Origin of the sequence: Streptomyces sp. NBC_00239 (assembly GCF_036194065.1) — a bacterium.
GTDB lineage: Bacteria > Actinomycetota > Actinomycetes > Streptomycetales > Streptomycetaceae > Streptomyces.
The window spans coordinates 3,700,659-3,713,926 of the sequence record NZ_CP108095.1 but is presented as its reverse complement, the minus strand read 5'-3'; the positions used below and the strand labels follow the sequence as shown (position 1 = coordinate 3,713,926).

Below are 13,268 nucleotides of genomic sequence, written 5' to 3'. Positions count from 1 at the left end.
GCGGCCGGCGGCCGGGCCCGTACGGGCGGTCCGCCGCCGGTGTCCGTTGTTAGGCCAAGTGTGGTGGGATTCGCGGGATCTGGTGCCCCGTCACCTCCGGTGCGGCAGCATCGGGAGGGTGTTGAGCACCGGCGCGCTGCGTGCGCATCTGCTGGCCGCCCGGTTGGCCGGCCCCGTGGCGACGTCCCGTGAGGAAAGCCTGCGGAGCTACCGGCTGTTCGCCGCGAGGGACCCGCGGGTGCTGCTCGGGCTCGACCCGGAATGGGGCTGGGGCGAGCGGGACCTGCTGGACCTGATGGCCGACAAGTGCGGGGTGTCCGCGGATCCCGGCCACGTCACCGGACCCGACGTGATCGACCCGGAGCGGACCCTCGCCGCGCTGGACGCCTTCGCGGGCCGGTTGCGCCGCGTGGTCGCCGCGGGGGCGCCCGTACTGCTCGGGACCGGTCATCCGCACCGGCTGCTGGGCTTCTACGCCGCGTTGGCAGACGCCCTGTCGGCGGCCGGATGTGAAGTCCTCACCCCCGCGCAGGGCAGCCATGTCGACATGACGACCCGCTATGGCGTACGTCCGTACACTCTCGATTACGTACGGGGCGTCGCATTGGTGCGGGAACCCGGCGCGCGGCAACCGGGGAGTGCCACCGGCGCACACACCCATTCTCCGCTGCCGGTCCGGCTCGCGCTGGGGGCTCTCGCGGAGGCCGGCAGGGCCCTTCCGGAGCTGGTCATCGGAGATCACGGATGGGTCTGCGGGGCAGGTCAGCTGGGCTTTGAGGCGATCGGCCTGGCCGACACCGACGATCCCGCGCTGTTCGTCGGCGAGGCCGAGGGGCGGGTGGCGGTCGCCGTGCCCCTCGATGACGCGGTGCGCTCGGACTACTACCGGCCGCTCACTCGCTATGTACTCAATCGGGCGAGTCTGTCGGGGTAATTCCGTGGCTGCTGCTCCTCTTCCCCACTCGTATCACCCGCCCCTACCCTGGGGAGTGAGCGTGCGACGACGGGGTGTAACCGGAGGGGGAAGCCGGTGCCCGTCATGCGCGGAAGGTCAAGGTGTGTCATGGCTGCTGGCGAGAGGCCTCTCAGTGAGGTTCAGTTCCTGACCGTGGCGGAGGTCGCCTCGGTGATGCGAGTGTCGAAGATGACCGTGTACCGCCTGGTGCACAACGGCCATCTGCCCGCGATCCGGGTGGGCCGGTCCTTCCGGGTCCCCGAGAACGCGGTCCACGAGTACCTTCGGGAGTCCTACGTGGGGGTGGAGTCGGCCTGACGGTGAACCCCGGATTACAGGCTCGGAGCTTGGGCGGGTAGGCTAGGCCGACGTAGGTCGTGTGGGCCCAGACGCCCCGCACCGAGATCCCCGCTGACGTGGGGGTTTTCCGAGAAGTGAGCGAGGGTAGTCGTGGGCTCTGTTATCAAGAAGCGGCGTAAGCGGATGGCCAAGAAGAAGCACCGCAAGCTGCTCAAGCGCACCCGCGTGCAGCGTCGTAACAAGAAGTAAACGGCAGCTGTACGTGTTCTCCGCAGCCCCTCCACCATCATTGGTGGGGGGGCTGCGGTGTATAAGAACGAGGTCGGTACAAGATCTCGGAGCGCGGTCCGGGACTCCTGCAGAGGGCAAGGGAAGGCGCTGATCGTGGGGAAGGTCGTGCTCGTCACCGGGGCTGCGCGGCAGCTCGGCAGCCGGTTCGTCCGCCGGGCCCAGCGGGATCCCGACGTGGACAGGGTGATCGCGGTCGACGCCCACGAGCCCGCCCAGCGGCTGGGCTCCGCCACCTTCGTGAGGGCCGACATCAGGCAGCCCTCGATCGCCCGGGTCCTCGCCGAGCACGCCGTCGACACGGTGGTGCACCTGGCGGTCACCGGCACCCCGCTCGGCAGCGCCGGCCGGACCTCCGTGAAGGAGGCCAACGTCATCGGCACCATGCAGCTCCTCGGCGCCTGCCAGAAGTCCCCGACGGTCCGCCGCCTCGTCGTGAAGTCGTCGACGAGCGTGTACGGGGCGGCCTCGCGGGACCCGGCCGTGTTCACGGAGACCACCCAGCCCAAGTCCCTGCCCGGCGGCGGCTTCCCGAAGGACGCCTCGGAAGTCGAGGGGTACGTGCGGGGCTTCGCGCGGCGGCGGCCCGATGTGGCGGTGTGCGTGCTGCGCTTCGCGAACATCCTGGGGCCGCGGGCGGACTCCTCGCTCGCCGACTACTTCTCCCTGCCGGTGCTGCCCACGGTGCTCGGCTACGACCCGCGGCTGCAGTTCGTCCACGAGGACGACGTCCTGGACGTGCTGTCGCTGGTGGCGGCCGAGCCTCGGCGCGGCACCCTCAACAGCGGCACCTTCAACATCGCCGGGGACGGGGTGCTGACGCTCGCGCAGTGCTCGCGGCGGCTGGGCCGGCCGACGGTGCCGCTGCTGCTGCCCGCCGTGCAGTGGATGGGGTCGGCGCTGCGCGCGGTGGGCGCGAGGGACTTCTCGCCGGAGCAGATCCGGCTGCTGACGCACGGGCGGGTCGTGCAGACCACGCAGATGCGCGAGGTGCTGGGCTTCACGCCGCTGTATACGACCGCCGAGGCCTTCGCGGACTTCGCGGCGAGCCGGGGGGCGGGGCTGCTGCCGCCGGCGGTGCTGTCGCGGACCGTGGAGCGGGTCGCGGGGATTCTGGACGTGGACCTGAAGGACCGGGTTGAAGAGGGAGCGCATCGATAATGGCGGACGCCAAGGTCATCCCGTTCGACGACGAGGACCGGGAGCGGGTGCGCGGCTCGGCCCAGCAGCGGTCGCAGCGGCGCCGGGGGCCCGTACGGCGGCCTGCGGCCCCCGAAGGCGCCCCGGGGGCCCCGGCGGTGGCCGCGGTCGCCGTGGAGCCGGAGCAGGCCGCCGAACGGGCGGCCCGGCCGGCGGGCGGGGCCGGGGCGGACGGGCCGGGCTGGGACCGGCGGCTCGCGGGCGGGCTGTCCTTCCTGCGGCGCCGGATCACCGGCGAGTACGAGGTCGACGAGTTCGGCTACGACAAGGAGCTCACGGACCAGGTCCTGATGTCCTTGATGCGGCCGCTGTACGACAAGTACTTCCGGGTCGAGGTGAAGGGCATCGAGAACATCCCGTCCGAGGGCGGGGCGCTGATCGTCGCCAACCACTCCGGGACGCTGCCCCTCGACGGGCTGATGCTCCAGGTCGCCGTCCACGACCGCCATCCCGCGCAGCGGCACCTGCGGCTGCTCGCCGCGGACCTGGTCTTCATGCTGCCGGTGGTGAACGAGCTGGCGCGCAAGGCCGGGCACACGCTGGCGTGCGCGGAGGACGCGCAGGCGCTGCTGCAGGCGGGGGAGTTGGTCGGGGTGATGCCGGAGGGCTTCAAGGGGATAGGGAAGCCGTTCGGTGACCGGTACAAACTGCAGCGTTTCGGACGGGGCGGATTCGTCTCCACGGCCCTGAGGGCGGGCGCGCCGATCGTGCCGTGCTCGATCGTCGGGGCGGAGGAGATCTATCCGATGATCGGCAACTCGAAGACGCTGGCGCGTCTGCTGGGGCTGCCGTACTTCCCGATCACGCCGACCTTTCCGTGGCTGGGGCCGCTGGGTGCGGTGCCGCTGCCGACGAAGTGGACGATCCAGTTCGGCGAGCCGATCCCGACGGACGGCTACGCGCCGGAGGCCGCGGACGACCCGATGCTGATGTTCAACCTGACGGATCAGGTGCGCGAACAGATCCAGCACACGCTCTACAAGCTGCTGGTGCAGCGGCGGTCGGTCTTCTTCTGACCGATCCGGCCGGCCGCCGCCGCACCAGAGCTAGTTCACGTCCTCGCCGGAGAGGCCGAGGCCCGGCAGGATGCCGGGGAGGAGCGGCGGGATCGTGATGTCCGGCTCGGCCTCCCCGCTGACGGACGGGCTGGGGTCCGGTTCGGCCGGCGGCGGGTCGAGGAGACCGCCGGTGCCGCCGCCCAGCAGGCCGTCGTCCCCGCTGTCGTCCTCGTGCGAGCCGCTGGGCTGCGGGCGCTCCGGTGCGCCGTCCCGGCCGGGTGCCGGGGACGTGCCGGGTACGGCCGGCGGCCTGCTGGCCTGCTGTCCGGTGCCGTCGTCCGTGGTGGTGGTCGCGGACTGCGACTGCCGGGACTTCTGCACGGGCTTGGGCAGCAGCGACTCCAGCGGCTGGACTTCGTCGTCTATGGCGTCGAAGACCGAATTCACCTGGTCGCCCACGTCGGTCAGCTGTGCGGGCAGCCGCTCGCGCAGCTTGCCCCACGCGTCCCGGTGGGAGCGGGAGAACGAGGACAGCGCCTGGATCGGGCCCAGGGAACCGTCCCGTTCGTACGCTGAGTAGAGAAGGCGGTGGCCTTCCTCGGCGTCGTGCTTCATGCCGGCGAGCGCACGCCGGATTTCGCCCAGGGATTCGTGGTCGAGGGCCCCCGCCTTGTCGCGCTCCATGAGGCGGCGTGCCTCGTGGAGCCGGGTCGAGGCGTGGTCCAGATACAGCTCGCCCCGGTCGCCGTCGCCGTCCGCCATGCCGAGGACGATGTCCTCCATGCCGCGCTTCACCGGGTAGAGCGAATCACCCGGCAGGGCGTCGGTGCTGGCAGCGGCCACCCCGCTGAAGGCTCCCGCGGCCACACCGACCGTGAGTCCGCCCGCTGCGATGCCCTTGGACCAGCGGGAACGGGGCCGCAGTTTCCGGAGCGGGGCCGCCCGGTGGGCGCCGCGGCCCGTCCGCTGTTCGGGCACCTGAGGGTCTGTCGGGGCACCGCCCAGCGTCCCCTCCATCACCATGGCCTCCATGGCGGCGACGAGCTGGGCTCGCTGCACCACTTTGACCTCGGGATCCAGCGCCGGGCGCGGCAGTTCGCCGAGCACATTCGCCAGGGCCAACAGCCTGTTGTGCTCGCCCGGTTCGGCTGCCTCGGCCGGCGCCTCGGACTGTTCGGCCGCCGTCTCTGGAGGATCAGACGGTGTCTGATCCTCCAGGGCCTGGGCGAAGGCGTTCGCCCGCCGGTGCGTCGAAACGTTCGCGATCACTGGCGGCACCTCCTCTCGTCATGACGATCGACTCCCCTGTGTGTCAGGAAGGTTGCCTTGCCCGAGTGCATCCACTCTTTCGAGTGAGTTGCCGCGGGCATGGCGTGTCCACAGGGAGCCTGCATTCCGCACAACGAGCGGCGCGGCACTTGGGTTACGGACGAAGGATGATCGGACCACAGCGTCATCGACGGGTCACCGGGTAGGGGTCGGGGGTCAGCGCGCGTCGTCCGGGAGCAGCCGGGCGAGCGTGCGTACGGCGCGGTACTGGAGGGTCTTGATCGCGCCCTCGTTCTTGCCCATCACCCGGGCCGTCTCGGCGACCGAGAGGCCCTGCAGGAAGCGCAGGGTCACGCACTCCTGCTGCTGGGGGTTGAGCTTGCGGACGGCTTCCAGCAGGGCCGCGTTGGACAGGGATTCGAGGACCGAGTCCTCGGGGGAGCGCTCGACCTCGTTGGCGTCGAGCATCTCGCCGGTGGTGACCTCCAGGCGGAAGCGGCTGGACTTGAAGTGGTCCGCGACGAGGTTCCGCGCGATGGTCACGAGCCAGGCGCCGAAGTCGCGGCCCTGCCAGGTGAAGGTGGAGATGCGGCGCAGGGCGCGCAGGAACGTCTCACTGGTGAGGTCCTCCGCCGTCGCCTTTCCGCCGACGCGGTAGTAGATGTAGCGGTAGACCGTGTCGCTGTACTGGTCGTACAGCCGGCCGAAGGCCTCGGCCTCACCGGCCTGGGCACGTTCGACGAGGTCCATCATGCGGGCGCTGTCGCTGTCCGCGGTGGGACGGCGGGCGGTTGCGGTGCTCGTCGGCCCTGCTGTGCTGCCGCGGCCCCGTCTGCCCACCGTCGCTCCGCCGTCGGTCAGGGCATAGCAGGGGCCGGCAGGGCCGAAGCCGGCAGGGACTGCGGCGAAGGCGGGGGTGGCGTACGCGGTGGGGACGAAACCGCGCAGGTGGTCGAGGACCGTTGCGCGGAGCGTAGCCAGGCCCGAGGCGTCAACCCCGACAGGTGGGTACACGGGACTCCCAGAGGCAGAGCTTCCATCACGTGCAGTGCGGGACCGTTGCCTCGTCGACCAGTCGTGCGGCGACGGAGGGGTGCCCGTATGCGTTTGAGGAGAATAACGCTTCGTACAGGCAGCACTACACCCAGTTGCGGAAATCACCGCTTCCGACACTTCTGTTTCGTGTCGAGGGCATATTCCAGCGCTGTTGGTGATCAGTTCCTGATCATTTCTGCGTGCGGAATGCCTGGTTCCAACGCTGGATGTGGCCGAGTCGGGGGTGCTCGAATGGCCCGCCGGAGCCGCGGGTAGAGCTTGGAGAATGCGCCCCGCTACTTGCGGCGGCGGTGCAGCGCGACGGCGGCGGCGGTGCCGCCCGCCAGGGCGCCCACCCCCGCGGCCGCGGGGATGCCGACCTTGGCCGCCTTGCGGCCGGTGCGATAGTCGCGCAGCCGCCAGTCGTGGGCGCGGGCATGCTTGCGCAGTTTTGTATCGGGATTGATCGCGTACGGGTGTCCGACCAGTGACAGCATCGGAATGTCGTTGTGCGAATCGCTGTACGCGGCGCAGCGCGCGAGGTCGAGGCCCTCGGCGGCGGCCAGGGCGCGGACGGCCTCGGCCTTCGCGGGCCCGTGCAGGGGCTCGCCGACGAGCCGGCCGGTGTAGATCCCGTCGACCGATTCGGCGACGGTGCCCAGGGCTCCGGTCAGGCCGAGCCGGCGGGCGATGATCGTCGCGGTCTCCACGGGGGCCGCGGTGACCAGCCAGACCTTCTGGCCGGCGTCGAGGTGGGCCTGGGCCAGGGCGCGGGTGCCCGGCCAGATCCGCTCCGCCATGTACTCGTCGTAGATCTCCTCGCCGATGGCCATCAGCTCGGAGACCTGGTGGCCCTTGACGATGGACAGGGCGCTGTCGCGCGCGTCCTGCATGTGCTCGGGGTCCTCGACGCCGGCCAGCCGGAACCAGGCCTGCTGCCAGGCGAAGCGGGCCAGCTCGCGGCGCTGGAAGAACTCGCGCTTGTAGAGGCCGCGGCCGAAGTGGAAGATCGCGGCGCCCTGCATGACGGTGTTGTCGAGGTCGAAGAAGGCCGCGGCCTCCTCGTCGCCGGCCACCGGGAATTCCGGCTCGGCCTCGGCTTCGGCGGTGTCCGGGGCCGGTGCGGCGACGGGCTCTTCGAGGTCCTGCGTGGTCTTGCGGGCGGCCTCGGCGGAGGCCTCGCCCGCCAGCACGCTCCGGGCAGTCGCCGGGCGCTTACCTGGGGTGAGCCATCTCAGAGCCGCCATGTGGCGAGCATAGCCACTGTGTTCGGTAAGTCCCGAAACCATCGGGATGCAGGTGCGTGAACACTGCGGGGCGGCGGTGTTACGCCCTCGGCGCGCGAGAATGGGGGCATGAGTCCGCTGCTGCGCCGCAAGGAAAAGAAGAGTCCCGCCGAGCGGATGGTGACGCTCGTGGGGAAGCCCGGCTGCCATCTGTGCGACGACGCCGAGCAGGTCGTCGTGCAGATCTGCGCGGAGACGGGCGCCTCCTGGGAGAAGAAGGACATTTCGCAGGACGAGGAGTTGTACCGGAAGTACTGGGAGCAGATCCCGGTGGTGCTCGTGGACGGCGAGCAGCACACCTTCTGGCGGGTGAACCCGGACCGGCTCCGCCGGGCATTGGTTGGTTGACCGGGGCACCGGTTACCATCATGGGCGATTTGAGCGGTCTCGGGGGCGTATGGATGAGGAGTGTGTTCCGTTTTGCCCCCGTCGGGATGTGGACGCGTGGCGATTGCCGGTAGTTCCCGCAGCGTGCACCACAGATGCGTGACCCCGGTCACTTTGGTCGGACAAAGCGGACACAATCTTTGTGCACGCGTTCACAAAGACATAGCCTGCATTCGACGGGGCGGTCCTGGGACAAGTGGCCGCCTGCAGCCCCGCTCATCCCGCAGGAGCATCGTGGCAACTGGCCGAACTCACCGACCGGCGACCCGCAGCCGAGGCATTCCCGAGGCCACTGTCGCCCGGCTTCCGCTGTACCTGCGGGCGCTCACCGCGCTGTCCGAGCGGTCCGTGCCCACCGTCTCCTCCGAGGAGCTCGCGGCCGCCGCCGGAGTCAACTCCGCCAAGCTGCGCAAGGACTTCTCCTACCTCGGCTCGTACGGCACCCGCGGTGTCGGCTACGACGTCGAGTACCTCGTCTACCAGATCTCCCGCGAGCTCGGCCTCACCCAGGACTGGCCGGTCGTCATCGTCGGCATCGGCAACCTCGGCGCGGCCCTGGCCAATTACGGCGGGTTCGCCTCGCGCGGATTCCGGGTCGCCGCACTGATCGACGCGGACCCGGCGATGGCCGGAAAGCCGGTGGCCGGCATGCCCGTGCGGCACACCGACGAGCTCGAGCAGATCATCGAGGACAACGGCGTCTCCATCGGCGTCATCGCCACCCCCGCCGGGGCGGCCCAGCAGGTGTGCGAGCGGCTCGTCGCCGCCGGCGTCACCTCCATCCTGAACTTCGCGCCGACCGTCCTGTCGGTGCCCGAGGGCGTGGACGTCCGCAAGGTCGACCTCTCGATCGAGCTGCAGATCCTCGCCTTCCACGAGCAGCGCAAGGCCGGCGAGGACTCCGCCGCCGCCACCGTGCCCCCCGCGGTCCGCGGCGGCGCCGCCACCCGCAAGAACGGCCCCGGCCCCGAGGGCGACCTGCCGGCGGTGATGCCGGCATGAGTCTGCTCGTCGTCGGACTGAGTCACCGCAGCGCGCCCGTCAGCGTGCTGGAACGCGCCGCGCTGACCGCGGACGCCAAGGTCAAGCTGCTGCACGACACGCTCGCGGCGGAGCCGGCGACCGAGGCCGCCGTGCTCGCCACCTGCAACCGGATCGAGCTGTACGCCGACGTGGACAAGTTCCACGCGGGCGTCGCCGAGCTGTCCACGCTGCTCGCGCAGCACAGCGGGGTCGCGCTCGAAGAGCTCACCCCCTACCTGTACGTGCACTACGAGGACCGGGCCGTCCACCACTTCTTCTCCGTGGCGTGCGGACTGGACTCGATGGTCGTCGGCGAAGGCCAGATCCTCGGCCAGATCAAGGACGCGCTCGCGCTGGGGCAGGAGCTCCACACCGCCGGGCGCCTCATGAACGACCTCTTCCAGCAGGCGCTGCGCGTCGGCAAGCGGGCGCACTCCGAGACCGGGATCGACCGGGCCGGGCAGTCGCTGGTGACCTTCGGACTGGAGCAGCTCGCCGTCGGCATGCCGGTGGAGGAGTGGGCCGCGGGCAAGCGGGCGCTCGTGATCGGCGCCGGGTCGATGTCCTCGCTCGCCGCGGCGACGCTGGCGCGGGTCGGGGTGGCCGAGGTCGTGGTCGCCAACCGGACGCTGGAGCGGGCCGAGCGCCTGGCGGCGATCCTCGCGGGTGGGGGGTCGGGCGTGGTCGCCCGGGCCGTTCCCATGGACTCCGTCCTGGACGAGCTGACACGAGTCGATGTCGCGGTGTCCTGTACCGGGGCCACCGGGTTGGTGCTGGGTGGGGACGACATCGCCGGGGCGGTGGGCCCTGCGGGGCTGATCCCCTCCCCGCCCCTTCCCGTCACCGGGGCTGCGCCCCGGACCCCCTCTCGGGGCTCCGCCCCGGACGCCGCGCCTCAATCTCCCCCGGACTCCGTCCGGGGGTACCCCCGGGCGAGGCTGGAAGTCGCCGATCTTGAGGCTGTCGCTCGGCTGGCCGAGGCGGCCCGGGTGCGCGGGCGGATCCCCGATGCGGGGGCCGCTCGTACGCTCGCCGCTCCCGTCGTCGTCGACGCGGACGGGTGCCCGGTCGGGCTCGACAACCTGACCGACGGGCGGTCCGCGCTGGCCGGGGTGGATGCCGGGTCGCTCGAACTGCACGGGGCCTGGGCCGACCAGGGTGAAGCCGCCGCGCAGCGGGGGCCGCGCAAGGGGGCCCGGGCGCAGCACAGCAACGGGGCGCCGGTGCGGCTCGCGCTGCTCGACCTCGCCATGCCCCGGGACATCGACGCCGCGGCGCACCGGATCCCCGGGGTGCGGCTCGTCGACATCGAGTCGCTCGCGGAGGCCTCCGCCGACGCGCCGATGGCCGCCGACGTGGAACTCGTACGCGAGATCGTGGCGGCCGAGGTCGCCGCGTTCGGGGCCGCCCAGCGCGCCGCGCACATCACGCCCACCGTCGTCGCGCTGCGCGCGATGGCCGCGGAGGTCGTGGCGAGCGAGGTCGCGCGGCTCGACGGCCGCGTGCCCGACCTGGACGACCGCCAGCGCGCCGAGGTCACCCAGACCGTGCGCCGCGTCGTCGACAAACTCCTGCACGCACCGACCGTGCGGGTCAAGCAGCTCGCGAGCGAGCCCGGCGGCGCCGGGTACGCGGAGGCGCTGCGGGAACTCTTCGACCTCGACCCGGAGACGGTCGCATCCGTCAGCCGGGCCGACCTGACCGACGGTGACGTACAGAGCGTCACGAACACAGGACGGGCATCATGAACTCAGGCCCTGCCCAGCAGCCGCTGAAGCTCGGAACGCGGCGCAGCAAGCTGGCCATGTCCCAGTCCGGGCACGTCGCCGAGGCGGTGCGTGCCGTCACCGGCCGGCCCGTCGAGCTCGTGGAGATCACCACGTACGGCGACGTCTCGCGGGAGAACCTCGCGCAGATCGGCGGGACCGGCGTGTTCGTGACCGCACTGCGCGACGCCCTGCTGCGCGGTGAGGTCGACTTCGCCGTGCACTCGCTCAAGGACCTGCCGACGACGCAGCCCGACGAGCTGGTGCTCGCCGCGATCCCGCGCCGCGAGGACCCGCGCGACGTCCTGGTCGCCCGGGACGGGCTGACCTTCGAGGAGCTGCCCGACGGTGCCCGCATCGGCACCGGCTCGCCGCGCCGGATGGCCCAGCTGAACGCCTACGCAAAGCAGCTCGGCAAGACCGTCGAGACCGTCGCGATCCGCGGCAACGTCGACACCCGCATCGGTTACGTGCGCGACGGTGAGCTCGACGCGGTGGTCCTCGCCGCCGCCGGCCTCAACCGCCTCGGCCGCGGTGCGGAAGCGACCGACTTCCTGTCGGTCGACCATGTTCTGCCCGCCCCCGGCCAGGGGGCACTGGCGGTCGAATGTCTCGCGGACAACGCGGAACTGATCGCCGCGCTCGGCGCGCTCGACGACCCGGACACCCGGGCCGCCGTGACCGCCGAGCGGTCCCTGCTCGCGGCTCTGGAGGCCGGTTGCAGTGCGCCCGTGGGCGCACTCGCCGACCTGCAGGCCGACGTGTCCGGCCACGGGCAGGCTGTCAACGAAATGCGCCTTCGGGGCGTCGTCGGCACGATCGACGGCTCCTCGCTGGTGCAGCTGTCCACCACCGGTCCCGTGCCCCAGTCGTACAACGAGGCAATGGCGCTCGGCCGCGAACTCGCGGACGAGATGCTGGCCAAGGGCGCGGCCGGTCTGATGGGGGAGCGAGCACTTTGAGCCCCACAAGGTCCACCACCTCCGCACTTCCGGCGTTCGCCGCGCACGGGCACGTCACCTTCCTCGGTGCCGGCCCGGGCGACCCGGGACTTCTCACGCTGCGCGCCGTCGAGGCCCTCGCCGCCGCGGACGTCCTGATCGCGGAGCCCGAGGTGCTCGACGTCGTACGCACCCATGCGCGCACGGGTGTCGACACGCCGCAGCTGACGGTCGCTGACGAGGCGTCAGCAGCCGCCGGGGTCCCGGTGATCCGGGATGCCGCCAATATTGTCATGGAGGCCGCACGCTCCGGCAGGCGGGTGGTACGTGCCGTGACGGGCGACCCCGGCCTCGACGGCAGCGCCGCCGAGGAGATGCTGGCGTGCGCATCGGCGGGCATCCCCTTCGAGGTGGTCCCGGGCGTCGCGACCGCGGTCGGCGTACCCGCGTACGCCGGTGTCCCGCTGCGCGACAAGAAGGGCACCGACGTGCGCTTCCTCGACGCGAAGACGGCCTCGGCGCGCTGCTGGGCCGAAGCGGGCGCCAGCGACGGAACGTTGGTCGTGTCGGCGACGCTGGAGACGGTCTCGGCCGCCGCCGCGGAGCTGGTGACGGCCGGCCGCAAGCCCGACACCCCGCTGACGGTGACCGTCGGCGGTACGACGACCCGGCAGCGGACGTGGAGCGCCACGCTCGGCTCCATCGCCCAGGTCTTCAAGCAGGGCAAGGTGCTGCCGTCGCCCGAGGGCCACCAGTCCGTCATAGCCGTGGTCGGTGAGCACAGCACCTCCGCGCGCCGAGACGAGCTGGCGTGGTTCGAGTCGAAGCCGCTCTTCGGCTGGCGGGTCCTGGTCCCGCGCACGAAGGAGCAGGCGGCCTCGCTCTCCGACCAGCTGCGGTCGTACGGCGCGGTGCCGCACGAGGTCCCGACGATCGCCGTCGAGCCGCCGCGGACCCCGCAGCAGATGGAGCGGGCGGTCAAGGGCCTGGTCACCGGCCGGTACGAGTGGATCGCCTTCACGTCGGTCAACGCGGTGAAGGCGGTACGGGAGAAGTTCGAGGAGTACGGGCTCGACGCGCGCGCCTTCGCGGGCATCAAGGTCGCCGCGGTCGGCGAGCAGACGGCCGCGTCGCTGGTCGAGTTCGGCGTGAAGCCGGACCTCGTGCCGAGCGGCGAGCAGTCCGCGGCCGGACTGCTGGAGGACTGGCCGCCGTACGACCCGGTCTTCGACCCGATCGACCGCGTCTTCCTGCCGCGCGCGGACATCGCGACGGAGACGCTGGTCGCCGGGCTCATCGAGCTCGGGTGGGAGGTCGACGACGTCACCGCCTACCGGACCGTGCGGGCTTCGCCGCCGCCGGCGGACACGCGCGAGGCGATCAAGGGGGGCGGGTTCGACGCCGTGCTCTTCACGTCGTCGTCCACGGTCCGCAACCTCGTGGGCATCGCGGGCAAGCCGCACAACGTCACCGTCATCGCGTGCATCGGGCCGGCCACCGCCAAGACGGCGGAGGAGCACGGGCTGCGGGTGGACGTGCTGTCGCCCGAGCCGAGCGTTTCGAAGCTGGCGGAGGCGCTGGCAGAGTACGGGGCGGCGCGCCGGGAGGCGGCGAAGGAGGCCGGGGAGTCCGTGTTCCGGCCGAGTGAGCGGCGGCCGGGGGCGCGGCGGCGCCGTACGACCTGACGGGTCGGGGGCTCGACGCTTCGAGCCCGGGGCTGCGCCCCGTACCCCGCGCCTCGAACGCCGGCGGGGCTGGATTCGGACCCCGGAGGGGTTTGGATGCCCAGCCCCGCCGGCGTTTCGTGCTCTCGGGTGGGC

General features: G+C 71.7%; 13 protein-coding genes. 10 read left to right on the top strand and 3 right to left on the bottom strand.

Annotated elements, in window-relative coordinates; translation table 11 throughout:
* Positions 1 to 118: 118 nt before the first annotated feature.
* From OG764_RS16260 to OG764_RS16240, 5 genes are all read left to right on the top strand, one after another.
* Positions 119 to 934: a phosphatase gene (locus tag OG764_RS16260; protein ID WP_328969132.1), complete on the top strand. Its 816-nt coding sequence runs from the start codon at positions 119 to 121 to the stop codon at positions 932 to 934.
* Between the two features lie 129 nt (positions 935 to 1,063).
* Positions 1,064 to 1,273, top strand: a complete 210-nt coding sequence (locus tag OG764_RS16255) for a helix-turn-helix domain-containing protein (protein ID WP_008738568.1) — start codon at positions 1,064 to 1,066, stop codon at positions 1,271 to 1,273.
* A 132-nt stretch (positions 1,274 to 1,405) separates the two neighbouring features.
* Positions 1,406 to 1,504, top strand: coding sequence for a 30S ribosomal protein bS22 (locus OG764_RS16250; RefSeq protein ID WP_003948845.1), 99 nt, complete (start codon positions 1,406 to 1,408; stop codon positions 1,502 to 1,504).
* Positions 1,505 to 1,639: 135 nt separating this feature from the next.
* Positions 1,640 to 2,704 carry an NAD-dependent epimerase/dehydratase family protein gene (locus OG764_RS16245; RefSeq protein WP_328969131.1) on the top strand — a complete coding sequence of 355 codons (1,065 nt, stop codon included), beginning with the start codon at positions 1,640 to 1,642 and terminating at the stop codon, positions 2,702 to 2,704.
* On the top strand, positions 2,704 to 3,759 hold the full coding sequence (locus tag OG764_RS16240; protein ID WP_328969130.1) for a lysophospholipid acyltransferase family protein: 1,056 nt from the start codon (positions 2,704 to 2,706) through the stop codon (positions 3,757 to 3,759). Before OG764_RS16245 ends, OG764_RS16240 begins: the two co-directional genes overlap by 1 nt.
* 30 nt (positions 3,760 to 3,789) lie before the next feature.
* Here the strand turns inward: OG764_RS16240 and OG764_RS16235 are convergent, their stop codons facing one another.
* The 3 genes from OG764_RS16235 to OG764_RS16225 all read right to left on the bottom strand — a co-directional run bounded on the left by OG764_RS16235 (position 3,790) and on the right by OG764_RS16225 (position 7,292).
* Positions 3,790 to 5,010, bottom strand: coding sequence for a DUF5667 domain-containing protein (locus tag OG764_RS16235; RefSeq protein ID WP_328969129.1), 1,221 nt, complete (start codon positions 5,008 to 5,010; stop codon positions 3,790 to 3,792).
* Between the two features lie 216 nt (positions 5,011 to 5,226).
* The gene (locus tag OG764_RS16230) at positions 5,227 to 6,024 is read right to left on the bottom strand and encodes an ECF subfamily RNA polymerase sigma factor, BldN family (RefSeq protein WP_328969128.1); all 798 of its coding nucleotides are present in this window, start codon (positions 6,022 to 6,024) and stop codon (positions 5,227 to 5,229) included.
* A gap of 317 nt (positions 6,025 to 6,341) precedes the next feature.
* Positions 6,342 to 7,292: an HAD family hydrolase gene (locus OG764_RS16225; RefSeq protein ID WP_328969127.1), complete on the bottom strand. Its 951-nt coding sequence runs from the start codon at positions 7,290 to 7,292 to the stop codon at positions 6,342 to 6,344.
* 108 nt (positions 7,293 to 7,400) lie between these two features.
* On the opposite strand from OG764_RS16225, the gene OG764_RS16220 reads away from it, so the two are divergent.
* The 5 genes from OG764_RS16220 to OG764_RS16200 all read left to right on the top strand — a co-directional run bounded on the left by OG764_RS16220 (position 7,401) and on the right by OG764_RS16200 (position 13,133).
* The gene (locus OG764_RS16220) at positions 7,401 to 7,679 is read left to right on the top strand and encodes a glutaredoxin family protein (protein WP_328969126.1); all 279 of its coding nucleotides are present in this window, start codon (positions 7,401 to 7,403) and stop codon (positions 7,677 to 7,679) included.
* A gap of 273 nt (positions 7,680 to 7,952) precedes the next feature.
* Positions 7,953 to 8,720, top strand: a complete 768-nt coding sequence (locus tag OG764_RS16215) for a redox-sensing transcriptional repressor Rex (protein WP_328969125.1) — start codon at positions 7,953 to 7,955, stop codon at positions 8,718 to 8,720.
* A complete protein-coding gene (locus OG764_RS16210) occupies positions 8,717 to 10,489 on the top strand; it encodes a glutamyl-tRNA reductase (RefSeq protein ID WP_328969124.1) in 1,773 nt (590 codons plus the stop codon). Before OG764_RS16215 ends, OG764_RS16210 begins: the two co-directional genes overlap by 4 nt.
* On the top strand, positions 10,486 to 11,469 hold the full coding sequence (gene hemC, locus OG764_RS16205) for a hydroxymethylbilane synthase (RefSeq protein WP_328969123.1): 984 nt from the start codon (positions 10,486 to 10,488) through the stop codon (positions 11,467 to 11,469). Before OG764_RS16210 ends, hemC begins: the two co-directional genes overlap by 4 nt.
* A complete protein-coding gene (locus OG764_RS16200; protein WP_328969122.1) occupies positions 11,466 to 13,133 on the top strand; it encodes a bifunctional uroporphyrinogen-III C-methyltransferase/uroporphyrinogen-III synthase in 1,668 nt (555 codons plus the stop codon). Before hemC ends, OG764_RS16200 begins: the two co-directional genes overlap by 4 nt.
* Positions 13,134 to 13,268: the final 135 nt, after the last annotated feature.